This window comes from Paraburkholderia sp. GAS42, from assembly GCF_050436565.1.
Classification (GTDB): Bacteria; Pseudomonadota; Gammaproteobacteria; order Burkholderiales; family Burkholderiaceae; genus Paraburkholderia.
This window is the reverse complement of record NZ_JBNDML010000036.1, coordinates 21,429-35,816: the sequence shown is the minus strand read 5'-3', so window position 1 is coordinate 35,816 and position 14,388 is coordinate 21,429. Positions and strand designations below refer to the sequence as shown.

At 57.9% G+C, this 14,388-nt stretch carries 28 protein-coding genes; all 28 read right to left on the bottom strand.

The window, feature by feature from the left end; translation table 11 throughout:
* Positions 1–131: 131 nt before the first annotated feature.
* A complete protein-coding gene (rplQ, locus tag P3T16_RS32885) occupies positions 132–527 on the bottom strand; it encodes a 50S ribosomal protein L17 (RefSeq protein ID WP_090537209.1) in 396 nt (131 codons plus the stop codon).
* A 163-nt stretch (positions 528–690) separates the two neighbouring features.
* Complete coding sequence (locus P3T16_RS32880) at positions 691–1,668, bottom strand: DNA-directed RNA polymerase subunit alpha (RefSeq protein WP_429260293.1); 978 nt, start codon at positions 1,666–1,668, stop codon at positions 691–693.
* Positions 1,669–1,792: 124 nt separating this feature from the next.
* On the bottom strand, positions 1,793–2,416 hold the full coding sequence (rpsD, locus tag P3T16_RS32875) for a 30S ribosomal protein S4 (RefSeq protein ID WP_429260292.1): 624 nt from the start codon (positions 2,414–2,416) through the stop codon (positions 1,793–1,795).
* A 144-nt stretch (positions 2,417–2,560) separates the two neighbouring features.
* On the bottom strand, positions 2,561–2,965 hold the full coding sequence (gene rpsK, locus P3T16_RS32870; RefSeq protein ID WP_006052224.1) for a 30S ribosomal protein S11: 405 nt from the start codon (positions 2,963–2,965) through the stop codon (positions 2,561–2,563).
* A gap of 28 nt (positions 2,966–2,993) precedes the next feature.
* Positions 2,994–3,359 carry a 30S ribosomal protein S13 gene (gene rpsM / locus P3T16_RS32865; RefSeq protein ID WP_006052223.1) on the bottom strand — a complete coding sequence of 122 codons (366 nt, stop codon included), beginning with the start codon at positions 3,357–3,359 and terminating at the stop codon, positions 2,994–2,996.
* Between the two features lie 41 nt (positions 3,360–3,400).
* Positions 3,401–3,517 (bottom strand): 50S ribosomal protein L36, encoded by a 117-nt coding sequence (gene rpmJ / locus P3T16_RS32860; RefSeq protein WP_004199844.1) that lies wholly within the window; start codon positions 3,515–3,517, stop codon positions 3,401–3,403.
* Between the two features lie 20 nt (positions 3,518–3,537).
* Positions 3,538–3,756 carry a translation initiation factor IF-1 gene (gene infA / locus P3T16_RS32855; protein ID WP_004521905.1) on the bottom strand — a complete coding sequence of 73 codons (219 nt, stop codon included), beginning with the start codon at positions 3,754–3,756 and terminating at the stop codon, positions 3,538–3,540.
* Between the two features lie 8 nt (positions 3,757–3,764).
* Positions 3,765–5,111: a preprotein translocase subunit SecY gene (gene secY, locus P3T16_RS32850; RefSeq protein WP_429260291.1), complete on the bottom strand. Its 1,347-nt coding sequence runs from the start codon at positions 5,109–5,111 to the stop codon at positions 3,765–3,767.
* 46 nt (positions 5,112–5,157) lie between these two features.
* Positions 5,158–5,592 carry a 50S ribosomal protein L15 gene (gene rplO / locus P3T16_RS32845; protein ID WP_429260290.1) on the bottom strand — a complete coding sequence of 145 codons (435 nt, stop codon included), beginning with the start codon at positions 5,590–5,592 and terminating at the stop codon, positions 5,158–5,160.
* A gap of 29 nt (positions 5,593–5,621) precedes the next feature.
* Entirely contained in the window at positions 5,622–5,804 is a 183-nt protein-coding gene (gene rpmD / locus P3T16_RS32840; protein ID WP_010106952.1) for a 50S ribosomal protein L30, read from the bottom strand.
* Between the two features lie 14 nt (positions 5,805–5,818).
* Entirely contained in the window at positions 5,819–6,337 is a 519-nt protein-coding gene (gene rpsE, locus P3T16_RS32835; protein ID WP_007180127.1) for a 30S ribosomal protein S5, read from the bottom strand.
* Positions 6,338–6,351: 14 nt separating this feature from the next.
* A complete protein-coding gene (gene rplR, locus P3T16_RS32830) occupies positions 6,352–6,717 on the bottom strand; it encodes a 50S ribosomal protein L18 (protein WP_006052218.1) in 366 nt (121 codons plus the stop codon).
* Positions 6,718–6,729: 12 nt separating this feature from the next.
* Positions 6,730–7,260, bottom strand: coding sequence for a 50S ribosomal protein L6 (rplF, locus tag P3T16_RS32825; protein WP_090695789.1), 531 nt, complete (start codon positions 7,258–7,260; stop codon positions 6,730–6,732).
* A 19-nt stretch (positions 7,261–7,279) separates the two neighbouring features.
* The gene (gene rpsH / locus P3T16_RS32820; protein ID WP_090537196.1) at positions 7,280–7,675 is read right to left on the bottom strand and encodes a 30S ribosomal protein S8; all 396 of its coding nucleotides are present in this window, start codon (positions 7,673–7,675) and stop codon (positions 7,280–7,282) included.
* Between the two features lie 14 nt (positions 7,676–7,689).
* Positions 7,690–7,995: a 30S ribosomal protein S14 gene (rpsN, locus tag P3T16_RS32815; protein ID WP_133661207.1), complete on the bottom strand. Its 306-nt coding sequence runs from the start codon at positions 7,993–7,995 to the stop codon at positions 7,690–7,692.
* 7 nt (positions 7,996–8,002) lie between these two features.
* Positions 8,003–8,542 carry a 50S ribosomal protein L5 gene (gene rplE / locus P3T16_RS32810; protein WP_090537192.1) on the bottom strand — a complete coding sequence of 180 codons (540 nt, stop codon included), beginning with the start codon at positions 8,540–8,542 and terminating at the stop codon, positions 8,003–8,005.
* A 16-nt stretch (positions 8,543–8,558) separates the two neighbouring features.
* Positions 8,559–8,867, bottom strand: a complete 309-nt coding sequence (gene rplX, locus P3T16_RS32805; RefSeq protein WP_228882649.1) for a 50S ribosomal protein L24 — start codon at positions 8,865–8,867, stop codon at positions 8,559–8,561.
* 9 nt (positions 8,868–8,876) lie between these two features.
* On the bottom strand, positions 8,877–9,245 hold the full coding sequence (gene rplN, locus P3T16_RS32800) for a 50S ribosomal protein L14 (RefSeq protein ID WP_006052212.1): 369 nt from the start codon (positions 9,243–9,245) through the stop codon (positions 8,877–8,879).
* Positions 9,246–9,534: 289 nt separating this feature from the next.
* The gene (rpsQ, locus tag P3T16_RS32795) at positions 9,535–9,807 is read right to left on the bottom strand and encodes a 30S ribosomal protein S17 (RefSeq protein WP_228882652.1); all 273 of its coding nucleotides are present in this window, start codon (positions 9,805–9,807) and stop codon (positions 9,535–9,537) included.
* Complete coding sequence (gene rpmC, locus P3T16_RS32790; protein ID WP_007180130.1) at positions 9,804–9,998, bottom strand: 50S ribosomal protein L29; 195 nt, start codon at positions 9,996–9,998, stop codon at positions 9,804–9,806. Before rpmC ends, rpsQ begins: the two co-directional genes overlap by 4 nt.
* 10 nt (positions 9,999–10,008) lie before the next feature.
* Positions 10,009–10,425: a 50S ribosomal protein L16 gene (gene rplP, locus P3T16_RS32785; protein WP_090537188.1), complete on the bottom strand. Its 417-nt coding sequence runs from the start codon at positions 10,423–10,425 to the stop codon at positions 10,009–10,011.
* 2 nt (positions 10,426–10,427) lie between these two features.
* Positions 10,428–11,234 (bottom strand): 30S ribosomal protein S3, encoded by an 807-nt coding sequence (gene rpsC / locus P3T16_RS32780; protein WP_228882661.1) that lies wholly within the window; start codon positions 11,232–11,234, stop codon positions 10,428–10,430.
* Between the two features lie 11 nt (positions 11,235–11,245).
* Entirely contained in the window at positions 11,246–11,575 is a 330-nt protein-coding gene (gene rplV / locus P3T16_RS32775) for a 50S ribosomal protein L22 (RefSeq protein WP_011490054.1), read from the bottom strand.
* A gap of 12 nt (positions 11,576–11,587) precedes the next feature.
* Positions 11,588–11,863, bottom strand: a complete 276-nt coding sequence (gene rpsS, locus P3T16_RS32770) for a 30S ribosomal protein S19 (protein ID WP_054036552.1) — start codon at positions 11,861–11,863, stop codon at positions 11,588–11,590.
* Positions 11,864–11,873: 10 nt separating this feature from the next.
* The gene (rplB, locus tag P3T16_RS32765) at positions 11,874–12,701 is read right to left on the bottom strand and encodes a 50S ribosomal protein L2 (RefSeq protein WP_429260289.1); all 828 of its coding nucleotides are present in this window, start codon (positions 12,699–12,701) and stop codon (positions 11,874–11,876) included.
* A 2-nt stretch (positions 12,702–12,703) separates the two neighbouring features.
* On the bottom strand, positions 12,704–13,018 hold the full coding sequence (rplW, locus tag P3T16_RS32760) for a 50S ribosomal protein L23 (protein ID WP_090537179.1): 315 nt from the start codon (positions 13,016–13,018) through the stop codon (positions 12,704–12,706).
* Positions 13,015–13,635: a 50S ribosomal protein L4 gene (rplD, locus tag P3T16_RS32755; protein WP_090537177.1), complete on the bottom strand. Its 621-nt coding sequence runs from the start codon at positions 13,633–13,635 to the stop codon at positions 13,015–13,017. Before rplD ends, rplW begins: the two co-directional genes overlap by 4 nt.
* Positions 13,635–14,294: a 50S ribosomal protein L3 gene (gene rplC, locus P3T16_RS32750; RefSeq protein ID WP_090537437.1), complete on the bottom strand. Its 660-nt coding sequence runs from the start codon at positions 14,292–14,294 to the stop codon at positions 13,635–13,637. Before rplC ends, rplD begins: the two co-directional genes overlap by 1 nt.
* Positions 14,295–14,388: the final 94 nt, after the last annotated feature.

Here is a 14,388-nt window from a genome sequence, read left to right as displayed (position 1 = left end):
TCGCGTTTGCCATGATGGCCTCCCGGAAAAGGAAACGGCCCGATCAGCGTAAGCCGATCGGACCGTTTCGGTCAGGCTGACCATCTCATTAAGCCAGGCGTTTGCCTGGCTTTTTCGCTAATGCTGGGAGCTTATTCCGCTTCCTGAATGTCGTCTGCTTCGACGATTTCCGGACGATCCATCAGCTGGACCAGCGCCATCGGTGCGTTATCGCCGACGCGGAAGCCGAACTTCAGGATGCTGGTGTAGCCACCCGGACGATTCGCGTAGCGCGGGCCGAGCACTTCGAACAGCTTCGTGACCGAGTCACGATCACGCAGGCGGTTGAACGCCAGACGACGATTTGCCAGCGACGGCTTCTTGCCGAGCGTGATCAGCGGCTCGACGACTTTACGGAGTTCCTTCGCCTTCGGCAGCGTCGTCTTGATGACTTCGTGCTCGATCAGCGAGTTAGACATGTTACGGAGCATTGCCAGACGGTGGCTGCTCGTGCGGTTCAGTTTCCGCAGACCATGACGGTGACGCATTTTGATTCCTTTGATTCAGAGTTTTGATCCAGCTCTTCTATCGTGCTCTGCCAGACCCTAAGGTCGGTGAGCACACGGGCCGGTAGTGAAAAAGGCAAGACGCGGATTTTAAAGGAAAATCCGCGTCTTCGCCAGTCGCGGTACAGCTGCGATTACGGGTGTATTACTTGTCCAGACCGGCCGGCGGCCAGTTCTCGAGCTTCATACCGAGCGTCAGGCCACGCGAAGCGAGTACTTCCTTGATCTCGTTCAGCGACTTGCGGCCCAGATTCGGCGTCTTCAGCAGCTCGTTTTCCGTGCGCTGGATCAGGTCGCCGATGTAGTAAATGTTCTCGGCCTTGAGGCAGTTCGCAGAGCGAACTGTAAGTTCGAGATCATCCACCGGACGCAGCAGGATCGGATCGATCTGCGGCGCGCGCGACGGTGCTTCTGCCGTAGCTTCAGTGCCCTCCAGCGCAGCGAACACCGACAGCTGATCAACCAGAATACGCGCCGATTGACGGATCGCTTCTTCCGGCGAAATCACGCCATTGGTTTCGATGTTCATCACGAGCTTGTCGAGGTCGGTACGCTGTTCGACACGCGCGCTTTCGACGGCGTAGCTCACGCGGCGAACCGGCGAGAATGACGCGTCCAGCACGATACGGCCGATGATCTTGGCCGACTCTTCGCCATAACGACGCACATTGCCCGGCACATAGCCACGGCCCTTTTCGACCTTGATCTGAACGTCGAGCTTGCCGCCCTTCGACAGATGCGCAATCACGTGATCCGGGTTGATCACTTCGCAGTCGTGCGCAAGTTCGATGTCGCCAGCGGTGACAACGCCTTCGCCTTCCTTGCGCAGCGTAACCGTCACTTCGTCACGGTTATGCAGCTTGAAAACGACACCCTTCAGGTTCAACAACAGGTTGACTACGTCCTCTTGCACACCGTCGAGCGTCGAATATTCGTGCACGACGCCTGCGATCGTCACTTCGGTCGGCGCATAGCCAATCATCGACGACAGCAGCACGCGCCGAAGCGCGTTACCCAAGGTGTGGCCGTAACCGCGTTCAAACGGTTCCATGACCACTTTCGCATGGCTATCGCCAAGCGATTCAACTGCGATGATCTTGGGCTTCAACAAACTGGTTTGCATAGGTTTTCCTTTTCAATACCCTCGGCTCGTTACACCGATAAGGCTGACCGGTAACAACCTGAAAATAAACAGCCGAGACGCCCCCTTGCGCAACGCAATCAGGGTGCCCCGGCCGTCAATCCGATTACCGCGAATACAATTCGACGATCAGGCTTTCGTTGATATCGCCAGCGATGTCGCTGCGTTCCGGCTTTTGCTTGAACGTGCCTTCGAATTTCTTCGAATCGACAGCGACCCAGCTCGGCAGACCGCCTTGCTCGGCCAACGACAGCGCTTCGAGAATGCGCGCTTGCTTCTTCGCCTGTTCACGCACCGCAACCACATCGCCCGACTTGACTTGCAGCGACGGAATATTGGTGACGACGCCGTTCACCGTGATCGCCTTGTGGCCGACCAGCTGACGCGCTTCAGCGCGCGTCGAGCCGAAGCCCATGCGATACACGACGTTGTCGAGACGCGACTCGAGCAATTGCAGCAGGTTTTCACCCGTGTTGCCCTTGAGACGGTCCGCTTCGGCAAAGTAACGGCGGAACTGGCGTTCGAGGACGCCGTAGATGCGCTTTACTTTTTGCTTTTCGCGCAGCTGCGTGCCGTAATCGGACGTACGTGCACCCGACGTGCGGCCATGTTGGCCCGGCTTGCTGTCAAGCTTGCACTTGTCAGCCAGCGAACGACGGGCGCTCTTCAGGAAGAGGTCGGTGCCTTCACGGCGGGAGAGCTTGGCCTTGGGGCCGATATAACGTGCCACGTTGATTCCTTCTCTGATTAATCACGTGAATCTGCATTCACGCTAGTCCGAACCCTTTGGGTCGAACGGTGGGCTTAGTCAATTCAATAACGCAAGCAGCCCGTCGACGCGCGAAGCGTCAACAGGCGCTAGCAAAACGGCGTCTTAGATACGACGACGCTTCGGCGGACGGCAGCCGTTGTGCGGAACCGGCGTCACGTCGGAGATCGCGGTGATCTTGATACCAAGACCATGCAACGCGCGCACCGCGGACTCACGGCCAGGACCGGGGCCCTTGATCCGCACTTCGAGGTTCTTGACGCCGTATTCCATCGCCACGCGACCAGCCGATTCGGCCGCAACCTGAGCTGCAAACGGCGTCGACTTACGCGAGCCCTTGAAACCCTGGCCACCCGACGTCGCCCAGGCAAGCGCGTTGCCTTGACGATCGGTGATCGTGATGATGGTGTTGTTGAACGACGCGTGAACGTGAACCACGCCCTCGGCGACGTTCTTCTTGACCTTCTTGCGAACGCGTTGCGCCGCGGAGTTGTTCGAAGCCTTAGCCATTACGTTTTCCTGTAACTGTCAATTCCGCTTACTTCTTCAGCGATTGCGCTGCACGACGCGGACCCTTGCGCGTACGGGCGTTCGTACGCGTGCGCTGGCCACGCAGGGGCAGGCCCTTGCGGTGACGCACGCCACGGTAGCAGCCGAGATCCATCAGGCGCTTGATGTTCATCGTCGTTTCACGGCGAAGATCGCCTTCAACGATGAACTTGCCGACTTCTTCACGCAGCTTTTCGAGGTCTGCGTCGTTCAGGTCCTTGACCTTCTTCGAAAATGCCACACCAGCAGCGACGCAAATGTCGCGCGAGCGCGTGCGGCCGATACCGTAAATTGCCGTCAGGCCGATTTCGGTATGCTGGTGATTCGGGATGTTAACCCCTGCGATACGAGCCATTGTTTTTCCTCAAACAAAAAGCGCAAGCAAAAGCGCGGCGTTCAGCCTTGACGCTGTTTGTGGCGCGGATCAGAGCTGCAAATCACGCGCACAACGCCCTTGCGCTTGATGATCTTGCAATTGCGGCAAATGCGCTTAACCGATGCCATCACTTTCATGATATTACCCTTTTTTCAAATCACTTCGCCCGGAACACGATCCGCGCACGCGACAGATCGTAAGGCGTCAATTCAACCGTCACCTTGTCGCCCGGCAGGATTCGGATGTAGTGCATCCGCATCTTGCCGGATATGTGTCCCAATACGACATGGCCGTTTTCCAGCTTTACCCGAAAGGTAGCGTTAGGCAGGTTTTCGATGACTTCACCCTGCATCTGGATTACATCGTCTTTGGCCATAAGTCCTTTCAACGCATCGGGACGCCGCCGCCTTTGAAATTAGCTTTCTTCAGCAGCGATTCATACTGTTGCGACATAACGTACGACTGCACCTGCGCCATGAAGTCCATTGTGACGACGACAATGATCAGCAGCGACGTTCCACCAAAATAAAACGGCACGTTCCAGCGCAGCACCAAAAACTCAGGCAGCAGACAAACGAACACGATGTAGATCGCACCAGCCAGCGTCAAACGCGTGAGGATGCGGTCGATATATCGGGCCGTTTGATCGCCCGGTCGGATGCCCGGAACGAAAGCGCCGCTCTTCTTCAGGTTGTCGGCCGTCTCTCTGCTGTTGAACACCAAAGCGGTGTAGAAAAAGCAAAAGAACACGATCGCCAACGCGTACAGCAAAACGTACACCGGTTGACCCGGTTTGATCGCCTCAGCCACGTTATGTAGCGTGTCGCCAAACCAGCTGGTACGCGAACCCGAACTGAACCAGTTCAGGATGGTTGCCGGGAAGAGAATGATCGACGATGCAAAAATCGGCGGAATCACACCCGACATGTTCAGCTTCAGCGGCAAATGCGAAGACTGGCCGCCGTAAATCTTGTTGCCCACCTGCCGCTTGGCGTAATTCACAAGAATCTTGCGCTGACCGCGTTCGATGAACACAACCAGATACGTCACTGCAGCAATCAGCGCGACGACGATAATCGCCGAAACCGGGCCCATCGAGCCGGTTTGCACCAGCGAGAAGAGACCACCGATTGCATTTGGAAAACCCGCTGCAATCCCGCCGAAAATGATGATCGAGATACCGTTACCGAGTCCGCGCTCTGTGATCTGCTCACCAAGCCACATCAAGAACATCGTGCCAGTGACAAGCGTCACAACCGTCGTGAGCCGGAACACCATACCAGGGTCAATGACGAGTGCCGGCTGATTTTCAAGCGCAACGGCAATGCCGAACGCCTGAAACGTAGCAAGCAACACGGTAAAGATCCGCGTGTACTGCGTAATCTTCCGTTGTCCCGCCTGGCCTTCCTTCTTCAACGCCTCGAGTTGCGGCGAGACGATCGCCAGCAACTGCATGATGATCGACGCCGAAATATACGGCATGATCCCCAGCGCGAAAATCGTGAACCGCGAGAGTGCGCCACCCGAGAACATGTTGAACATGCCAAGGATGCCGCCCGACTGGCTTTGAAACAGCTTCGCCAGTTGGTCCGGGTCGATACCCGGCACCGGAATATGCGCGCCGATACGGTAGACGATCAGCGCCAGCAGCAGGAACACTGCCCGCCGACGCAGATCGCCAAACTTCGCCGCGCTTCGACCGGGTTTTGCGAGACTCGGGCTGTTAGCCAAGTACCTTCTCCGATGCAAATGCTAGTGACGGCAATCGACTTGCGCGTTACTCGGCAAAAGAGCCGCCGGCTGCTTCGATAGCAGCGCGTGCACCCTTCGTCGCACCCAGACCCTTCACAACGATCTTGCGTTTCAGCTCGCCCGTCGCGATGATCTTGGCGCTCTTGATCAGCTCACCGACCAGGCCGGCTTGCTTCAGAGCCAACAGATCGATTTCGTCGACCGGCAGCTTTTCCAGATCGGCGAGACGCACTTCACCAACGAATTCCTTCGTCAGCGACGTGAAGCCGCGCTTCGGCAGGCGACGTTGCAGCGGCATTTGACCGCCTTCGAAGCCAACCTTGTGAAAGCCGCCCGAACGCGACTTCTGACCCTTGTGACCGCGACCTGCGGTCTTGCCGAGTCCGGAGCCGATGCCACGACCGACGCGACGCTTAGCGTGCTTCGAGCCTTCTGCCGGCTTCAGGTTATTCAATTCCATTATCAACTCCTTGAGTCCTGGTCAGCCGCTTAGCCGATGACCTTAACGAGGTACGAAACCTTGTTGATCATGCCGCGCACAGCCGGCGTGTCCTGCAGCTCGCTAACCGAGTTGAGTCGGCGCAGGCCCAGGCCACGCACCGTTGCACGGTGCGTTTCGCGGGTCCCGATCAGGCTCTTTACGAGCTGAACCTTGACAGTTTTTTCAGACATGGTGACCACCTGGCTTAGCCCAAAATATCTTCGACGGACTTACCACGCTTCGCCGCGATGTCGCCCGGAGTGGACTGCTTGCGCAGACCGTCGAGCGTCGCACGGACGAGGTTGTAAGGGTTCGTCGAACCGTGGCTCTTGGCCACCACATTTTGCACGCCCATGACGTCGAACACTGCGCGCATCGGACCGCCAGCGATCACGCCCGTACCATCCTTCGCCGGAGCGAGGAGGACAGCGGATGCGCCATGCTTACCGTGCACTTCGTGTTGCAACGTACCGTTCTTGAGCGGCACCTTGAACATATTGCGGCGAGCCTGTTCCATCGCTTTTTGAACAGCAACCGGAACTTCCTTCGCTTTGCCCTTGCCCATGCCGATGCGGCCATCACCATCGCCAACCACGGTCAGTGCGGCGAAGCCGAGAATACGGCCACCCTTCACGACCTTGGTCACGCGGTTGACCGAAATCATCTTTTCACGAAGGCCGTCGTCGCGTTCGTCAGCCTGAACTTTCGCTTGCATCTTTGCCATGACGAATTCTTCCCTTAGAACTTGAGTCCGGCTTCGCGCGCCGCATCAGCCAGCGCTTTCACGCGGCCGTGGTAACGGAAACCCGAACGGTCGAAGGCGACGGATTCGATGCCGGCAGCCTTAGCCTTTTCTGCAATGCGCTTACCGATCAGGGTCGCAGCAGCAACGTTGCCGCCCTTACCCGTCTGATCAGCCAGTTGCGCACGCACTTCGGCTTCGAGCGTCGACGCGCTGGCGAGCACCTTGGTGCCGCACGGCGAGAACACTTGCGCATAGATGTGCGTGTTCGTGCGATGCACGGCGAGACGCGCGACCTGCAGCTCAGCGATCTTGATACGCGTCTGACGAGCGCGGCGCAGGCGAGATTGAGTCTTATCCATGATTGCGCACCCTTACTTCTTCTTCGTTTCTTTGAGGATCACAACCTCGTTGGCGTAGCGCACACCCTTGCCCTTGTAGGGCTCCGGCGGACGATAGCCGCGCACTTCTGCCGCGACCTGGCCAACTTGTTGCTTATTGATCCCCTTGATCACGATTTCGGTTTGCGTCGGGGTTTCAGCCTTCACGCCTTCCGGCATCTGGTGCACCACGGGGTGCGAGAAACCCAGCGACAGATTCAGCTTGTCGCCTTGCGCCTGTGCGCGGTAACCGACGCCAACCAGCGTCAGCTTGCGCTCGAAACCCTTCGTCACGCCGTTCACCATGTTCGCAACCAGTGCGCGCATCGTGCCCGACATCGCGTTCGCTTCGCGGCTTTCGTCAACCGGCTCGAACTTCAGCGTGCCGTTGTCGTTCACCACTTTCACGAGACGATTTGCAGCTTGCGTAATCGTACCCAGCGGGCCCTTGACGGTAATGCGTTCGTCGCTAAGGGCCACCTCTGCGCCTTGCAGCGCGATCGGGCTTTTACCTACTCGAGACATGTTTCCTCTCCTTTCGGCCTTAAGCGACGTAGCAGATGACTTCGCCGCCAACGCCCGTAGCGCGCGCCTTGCGGTCCGTCATCACGCCCTTCGGCGTCGACACGATTGCCACGCCGAGGCCATTCATGACCGTCGGGATGTCGTTACGACCGCGATAAACACGCAGGCCAGGTTTCGAGACGCGTTCAAGGCGCTCGATAACCGGACGGCCAGCGTAATACTTCAACGCGATGTTCAATTCAGACTTCGCACCTTCAGCCTTCACTGCGAAATCATCGATATAGCCTTCGTCCTTAAGGACTTGCGCAATCGCAACCTTGACTTTCGACGAGGGCATCGTCACCGAAACCTTCTCGACCATCTGCGCGTTGCGGATGCGAGTCAGCATATCGGCGATAGGATCACTCATGCTCATTTACGTTTCTCCTATTACCAGCTCGCCTTGGTCAGGCCAGGGATCTCGCCGCGGAACGCGATTTCGCGAATCTTGTTACGCGCCAGCCCGAATTTACGGAACGTACCGCGCGGGCGACCAGTGATCGCGCAACGATTGCGCTTACGGGTCGGGTTAGAGTTGCGCGGCAGTTGTTGCAGTTCCAGACGGGCTGCATAACGCTCTTCATCCGACTTGCTTTGGTCGTCGATGACCGCCTTCAGCTCAGCGCGCTTGGGAGCGAACTTGGCTGCGAGGCGTGCACGCTTCTTTTCACGTTCGATCAGTGCCAGTTTAGCCACGGTAACCTCAGTTTCTGAACGGGAACTTGAAGCTGGCGAGCAGAGCCTTTGCTTCGTCGTCGGTCTTCGCAGTCGTCGTGATGCTGATATTCAGCCCACGCAGCGCGTCGATCTTGTCGTAGTCGATTTCGGGGAAAATGATCTGCTCTTTCACACCGATGTTGTAGTTGCCGCGACCATCGAACGCACGACCCGACACGCCACGGAAGTCGCGCACACGGGGGAGCGCAACCGTCACGAAACGGTCCAGAAATTCGTACATTGCCTGACCACGCAACGTGACCATTGCACCGATCGGATAGCCTTGACGGATCTTGAAACCAGCGATTGCCTTGCGCGCCTTCGTGATCACCGGCTTCTGGCCTGCGATTTTCGTGAGGTCGCCAATAGCGTTCTCGATGACTTTCTTGTCCGCAATCGCCTCACCCACACCCATGTTCAAGGTGATCTTGGTGATGCGCGGCACTTCCATCACGGATTTGTAACCGAACTTCTCGACGAGGCCGGGTACAACCTTCTCTTTGTAAAATTCTTGCAAACGAGCCATTTTTTACTCCGCAGCGTCAGGCGCTCAGCTCAGCACCGGTCGTCTTGAGGAAACGGACTTTCTTGTCTCCATCGACCTTGATGCCTACACGGGACGCCTTGCCATTCGCGTCGACCAATGCGACGTTCGAAATTTGCAGCGGCATCGTCTTGGCTTCCACGCCGCCCGTCGTTCCCTTCATCGGGTTCGGCTTGACGTGCTTCTTGACGAGGTTGATACCCTCGACAATCACTTTGCCCTCGTCGACGGACAGCACGACGCCGCGCTTGCCTTTATCTTTGCCGGTGATGACGATAACTTCGTCACCTTTGCGAATCTTGTTCATCGCGACTCCTTACAGCACTTCAGGTGCCAGCGAAACGATCTTCATGAATCGTTCGCTGCGCAACTCGCGCGTGACAGGCCCGAAAATACGGGTGCCAATGGGCTCGAGCTTGGCATTCAACAGCACAGCTGCGTTGCCGTCGAACTTGATCAGCGAGCCGTCCTGACGGCGCACGCCCTTGGCGGTACGAACCACCACGGCGTTATAAATTTCGCCTTTCTTCACGCGCCCGCGCGGCGTTGCTTCTTTGACGGTCACCTTGATGATGTCGCCAATGCTGGCATAACGACGCTTCGAGCCGCCGAGCACCTTGATGCACATGACTTCACGCGCACCTGTGTTGTCGGCCACTTCAAGCCGAGTTTCGGTCTGGATCATGGTTTATCTTTCCCAACTTAATCCGGTCACACCACCATGGCGCACCCGGTCAGTCTTGGTCCCGTCAGCCAATCGGCTGCTTGGGTTAGAACAGCAGCGACGGCAAACGAAACCCGCCATCGCAATCCGGTGAATCCTTCGGAACAGACTGGCGCCTGAACCGCTTCCCCCACCAACTTCGCCCGCGACGGGGCTCCCATAAAAGAGGGAAGACCGAGATTATAACAAATAATCCCGGCCTTGCAAGCGAAACTTACTGCGATTTCAACTACTTCTACAACTTGCGGCGTCAGATGACGCGAGCAGCCTCGATCAGGCGAGCCACGGTCCAGGCCTTCGTCTTCGAAATCGGACGAGTTTCCTGGATTTCAACGAGGTCACCCTCGTTGTACGTGTTTGCATCGTCGTGTGCGTGGTACTTCTTCGAACGCACGACGTACTTGCCATAGATCGGGTGCTTCACGCGGTGCTCGACCAGCACGGTGACCGTCTTGTCCATCTTGTTGCTGACGACCTTGCCGACCAGCGTCCGCTTGAGCGAGGTTTTTACGCTATCGTTCATTTCTGGTTCGCCTTCTCAGTCAGGACGGTCCGCACACGAGCGATGTCGCGACGAACCTTCTTCAGCTGGCTCGTGTTCGTGAGCTGCTGGGTCGCGAGTTGCATGCGCAGGCCGAATTGCGCCTTCAACAGGTCCGACAGCTCCTTGTTGAGCGCGGCCTGATCTTTCTGGTGAAGTTCGGAAGCCTTCATCATCTACTCCTTAGGCGCCGAGCTGACGCACGATGAAGCTCGTCTTCAGCGGCAGCTTTGCTGCAGCCAGACGGAACGCTTCGCGTGCCAGCTCTTCGGTTACGCCATCCATTTCGTACAGCATCTTGCCCGGTTGAATCTCCGCGACGTAGTACTCGGGGTTACCTTTACCGTTACCCATACGTACTTCCGCCGGCTTGTGCGAGATCGGCTTGTCCGGGAAGATGCGGATCCAGATGCGGCCACCACGCTTGATGTGACGCGTCATTGCACGACGCGCCGCTTCAATCTGGCGCGCGGTCAAACGACCACGACCGATAGCCTTCAGACCGAACTCACCGAACGACACCGCGTTGCCACGCGTCGCGATACCGGTGTTACGACCTTTCTGCTCTTTGCGATACTTTCTGCGTTTCGGTTGCAGCATCGTTATTCTCCAGTCTTCCCGTCGCCGCCGGCACCACCAGCACGACGAGGAGCGCCACGGCGTGCACCTGCCGGGCCACCACCTTCACCATCGCGACGCGGACGGCGATCGCCACCCGGACGTGCGTTACGGCGCGGGCGCTTTTCTTCGGCGACTTCTTCAACCACCGGAGCATCGTTACGGCCAAGCGTGTCGCCCTTGTAGACCCACACCTTGACGCCGATGATGCCGTACGTCGTCTTCGCTTCCGAAGTTGCGTAGTCGATGTCAGCGCGCAACGTATGAAGCGGCACGCGACCTTCGCGATACCATTCCGTACGGGCGATTTCGATACCGTTCAGACGGCCCGCGCTCATGATCTTGATGCCTTGAGCACCCAGACGCATGGCGTTCTGCATCGCACGCTTCATCGCGCGACGGAACATGATCCGGCGCTCGAGCTGTTGCGTGATCGAATCGGCGATCAGTTGCGCATCGGTTTCCGGCTTGCGGATTTCCTCGATGTTGACGTGGACCGGAACGCCCATGCGGCGTTGCAGTTCCGACTTCAGCAGCTCGATATCCTCGCCCTTCTTACCGATGACCACACCTGGACGCGAGCTATAAATCGTGATGCGCGCGTTCTTCGCCGGACGCTCGATAACGACGCGACCAACCGAAGCGTTTTTCAGCTTCTTCTTCAGGTATTCACGAACACCGATGTCTTCCTGCAGCATCGCCGCGAAATTGGTGTTGTTCGCGTACCAACGCGACGCCCAATTACGGCTGACGGCCAGGCGGAAGCCAGTCGGATGAATTTTCTGTCCCATCGTATGACCCCTTAATTTCCGACCGTCACAGTGATGTGACAGGATTGCTTCTCAATGCGGTTACCACGGCCTTTGGCGCGCGCAGTAAAACGCTTGAGAGAGGCAGCCTTATCGATGTAGATGCTCGTGATCTTGAGCTCATCGATATCGGCGCCTTCGTTATGCTCCGCATTCGCGATCGCCGACAGCACGACCTTTTTCACGATTCCCGCAGCCTTCTTCGGCGAGAACGTCAGAACGTTCAGCGCCTTGTCGACCGGCAAACCGCGGATCTGGTCAGCCACAAGGCGCGTTTTCTGCGCCGAGATGCGGGCACCGCGATGAATTGCTTTCACTTCCATCTTGATAGCCCCTTATTTCTTGGCCTTCTTGTCGGCCGCGTGACCCTTGAACGTCCGGGTCAATGCGAACTCGCCAAGCTTGTGGCCGACCATGTTTTCCGAGATGTACACCGGAACGTGTTGACGGCCGTTATGCACGGCAATCGTCAGACCGATGAAATCCGGGAGAATCGTCGAACGACGCGACCAGGTTTTGATCGGCTTCTTGTCACGCGCAGCGGCTGCCGACTCAACTTTCTTCAGCAAATGGGCGTCGCAGAACGGACCTTTTTTTACAGAACGTGCCATTGCCTACTCCTTAACGCTTGTGACGGCGCTGGACGATCATGCTCGTCGTGCGCTTGTTGCTGCGGGTACGATAGCCCTTCGTCGGCGTGCCCCACGGGCTCACCGGATCGCGACCTGCAGCCGTCTTGCCTTCACCACCACCGTGCGGGTGATCGACCGGGTTCATTGCAACGCCACGCACTGTCGGGCGGATACCGCGCCAGCGGTTTGCGCCAGCCTTACCGATTTGACGGAGGCTGTGCTCTTCGTTGCCAACTTCACCAATCGTCGCGCGGCATTCGACGTGAACGCGGCGGATTTCACCTGAGCGCAGGCGGACCTGTGCGTAGATGCCTTCGCGAGCCAGCAGCATCGCCGACGTACCAGCCGAACGCGCCATTTGCGCGCCCTTGCCCGGCAGCATTTCGATGCAGTGGATCGTCGTACCAACCGGGATGTTGCGGATCGGCAGCGTGTTGCCTGCGCGGATCGGAGCTTCCGAACCCGACATCAGTTGCTGACCAACCGTCACACCCTTCGGAGCGATGATGTACTTGCGCTCGCCGTCTGCGTACAGAACCAGCGCGATGTTCGCGCTACGGTTCGGGTCATACTCGAGACGCTCGACCTTCGCCGGAATGCCGTCCTTCGTACGACGGAAGTCGACGATACGATAGTGTTGCTTGTGACCACCGCCCTTATGGCGCGTGGTGATGTGGCCGTTGTTGTTACGGCCGGCGGTCACGCTCTGCGCGTCGAGCAGCGGTGCGTACGGCTTGCCCTTATGCAGATCCTTGTTGACCACCTTGACCATCGCGCGGCGGCCCGGCGAAGTCGGCTTAACTTTAACGATTGCCATGATTACTTGGCCTCCGCTTCAAAGTTGATTTCCTGGCCGGGCTTCAGGCAGACATACGCCTTCTTCACGTCCTTGCGCTTGCCCATGAAGCGACCAAAGCGTTTTGCTTTGCCCTTCGCGACCAGCACGTTGACGGAATCGACTTCCACCTTGAACAGCAGCTCGACGGCAGCCTTCACTTCCTGCTTCGTGGCATCCGGCGCGACTTCGAACACAACCTGCTCGTTCTTGTCGGCCACCAGCGTCGCCTTTTCGGAGATCACCGGCGCGAGCAGGACCTGCATCAAACGATGATCGTTCTTGCGAATCTCGCTCATGACAGCAACTCCTCGATCTGGGCGACCGCAGCCTTCGTGATCAGGATCTTCTTGAAGTAGATCAACGAGAGCGGGTCGGCGTAACGCGGCTCGACAACTGCCACGTGGGCGAGGTTGCGCGACGCGAGGTACAGGTTTTCGTCAACCGTGTCGGTAATGACCAGCACGGAATCGAGACCCATCGCCTTGAATTTTTCGGCCAGCAGCTTCGTCTTCGGTGCTTCGAGCGTCAGCTCGTCGACCACCGAGATGCGGCCTTCGCGGGCCAGCTGCGAGAAGATCGAGCAGAGACCTGCGCGATGCATCTTCTTGTTAACCTTATGCGAAAAGTTTTCTTCCGGCGAATTCGGGAAGATACGGCCGCCGCCGCGCCACAACGGGCTCGACGACATACCGGCACGGGCACGGCCCGTACCCTTTTGACGCCACGGCTTCTTGGTCGTGTGCTTAACCTGCTCACGATCCTTCTGCGCGCGGTTGCCGCTACGGGCATTCGCCTGGTAGGCCACCACGACCTGGTGAATCAGGGCTTCGTTGTAGTCACGGCCGAACACGACGTCCGACGCGCTAACAGCTGCGCCTTCCTGACCATTGGCATTCAGGAGCTTAAGTTCCATTATTTCGCTCCTTTCACGGCGCGCGTCTTCACGGCCGGCGTCACGAAAACCTTGCCGCCCTTCGCACCCGGAACGGCGCCCTTGACCAGCAACAGCTTGCGGTCAGCGTCGATACGAGCGATTTCGAGGTTTTGCACGGTTACGGTGTCGTCACCCATGTGACCGGTCATGCGCTTACCCGGGAAAACACGACCCGGATCCTGCGCCATACCGATCGAGCCCGGCACGTTGTGCGAGCGCGAGTTACCGTGCGATGCACGGCCGGATGCGAAGTTGTAACGCTTGATGGTACCGGCGTAGCCCTTACCAATCGACACGCCTTGCACGTCGACTTTCTGGCCTACTTCGAAAAGGTCGGGACCGACCACGGCGCCGTTCGACAGCTCGGCAGCCTTGGTGGCATCGATCTTGAATTCTTTGAGGATTTCACCGGCTTCGACGCCTGCTTTGGCAAGATGGCCTGCCAGCGGCTTCGTTACACGCGATGCACGGCGGGTACCGAATGCAACCTGAACGGCGGTGTAGCCGTCGGTTTCAACAGTCTTGATCTGCGTCACGCGGTTGTCGGACACGTCCAGCACGGTTACGGGAATCGAATCCCCGTCAGCCGTGAAGATACGGGTCATGCCAACCTTGCGACCTACGAGTCCAAGGCTCATCGTTTTCTCCATTCCCGACTGCGATTGGTCGGGGCTAATTTACAAAATGCCGGTGTTTTTCGAACCGAACTGCACCGACTTTTTTGCGCAAATG

Coding starts and splice junctions, on each gene's coding strand:
- rplX (WP_228882649.1), bottom strand. CDS start 8,867: ATGAACAAGATTCGCAAAGGTGACGAAGTTATCGTCATCACCGGCAAA.
- infA (WP_004521905.1), bottom strand. CDS start 3,756: ATGGCCAAAGACGATGTAATCCAGATGCAGGGTGAAGTCATCGAAAAC.
- P3T16_RS32880 (WP_429260293.1), bottom strand. CDS start 1,668: ATGCAAACCAGTTTGTTGAAGCCCAAGATCATCGCAGTTGAATCGCTT.
- rplO (WP_429260290.1), bottom strand. CDS start 5,592: ATGGAATTGAATAACCTGAAGCCGGCAGAAGGCTCGAAGCACGCTAAG.
- rpsQ (WP_228882652.1), bottom strand. CDS start 9,807: ATGAACGATAGCGTAAAAACCTCGCTCAAGCGGACGCTGGTCGGCAAG.
- rpmJ (WP_004199844.1), bottom strand. CDS start 3,517: ATGAAAGTGATGGCATCGGTTAAGCGCATTTGCCGCAATTGCAAGATC.
- rpsH (WP_090537196.1), bottom strand. CDS start 7,675: ATGAGCATGAGTGATCCTATCGCCGATATGCTGACTCGCATCCGCAAC.
- rpsE (WP_007180127.1), bottom strand. CDS start 6,337: ATGGCAAAGATGCAAGCGAAAGTTCAGGCTGACGAACGCGACGACGGC.
- rplD (WP_090537177.1), bottom strand. CDS start 13,635: ATGGAACTTAAGCTCCTGAATGCCAATGGTCAGGAAGGCGCAGCTGTT.
- rpsM (WP_006052223.1), bottom strand. CDS start 3,359: ATGGCTCGTATCGCAGGGGTTAACATCCCGAATCACCAGCATACCGAA.
- rpsS (WP_054036552.1), bottom strand. CDS start 11,863: ATGGCACGTTCTGTAAAAAAAGGTCCGTTCTGCGACGCCCATTTGCTG.
- rplF (WP_090695789.1), bottom strand. CDS start 7,260: ATGTCTCGAGTAGGTAAAAGCCCGATCGCGCTGCAAGGCGCAGAGGTG.
- rpsK (WP_006052224.1), bottom strand. CDS start 2,965: ATGGCTAAGGCTTCGAACAACTCCGCGGCGCAACGCGTTCGCAAGAAG.
- rplN (WP_006052212.1), bottom strand. CDS start 9,245: ATGATCCAGACCGAAACTCGGCTTGAAGTGGCCGACAACACAGGTGCG.
- rpsC (WP_228882661.1), bottom strand. CDS start 11,234: ATGGGACAGAAAATTCATCCGACTGGCTTCCGCCTGGCCGTCAGCCGT.
- rplR (WP_006052218.1), bottom strand. CDS start 6,717: ATGGATAAGACTCAATCTCGCCTGCGCCGCGCTCGTCAGACGCGTATC.
- rplC (WP_090537437.1), bottom strand. CDS start 14,294: ATGAGCCTTGGACTCGTAGGTCGCAAGGTTGGCATGACCCGTATCTTC.
- rplE (WP_090537192.1), bottom strand. CDS start 8,542: ATGGCTCGTTTGCAAGAATTTTACAAAGAGAAGGTTGTACCCGGCCTC.
- rplB (WP_429260289.1), bottom strand. CDS start 12,701: ATGGCAATCGTTAAAGTTAAGCCGACTTCGCCGGGCCGCCGCGCGATG.
- rplP (WP_090537188.1), bottom strand. CDS start 10,425: ATGCTGCAACCGAAACGCAGAAAGTATCGCAAAGAGCAGAAAGGTCGT.
- rpmC (WP_007180130.1), bottom strand. CDS start 9,998: ATGAAGGCTTCCGAACTTCACCAGAAAGATCAGGCCGCGCTCAACAAG.
- rpmD (WP_010106952.1), bottom strand. CDS start 5,804: ATGTCTGAAAAAACTGTCAAGGTTCAGCTCGTAAAGAGCCTGATCGGG.
- rplW (WP_090537179.1), bottom strand. CDS start 13,018: ATGAGCGAGATTCGCAAGAACGATCATCGTTTGATGCAGGTCCTGCTC.
- rplQ (WP_090537209.1), bottom strand. CDS start 527: ATGCGTCACCGTCATGGTCTGCGGAAACTGAACCGCACGAGCAGCCAC.
- rplV (WP_011490054.1), bottom strand. CDS start 11,575: ATGGAAGTGAAAGCAATTCATCGCGGTGCCCGCATCTCGGCGCAGAAA.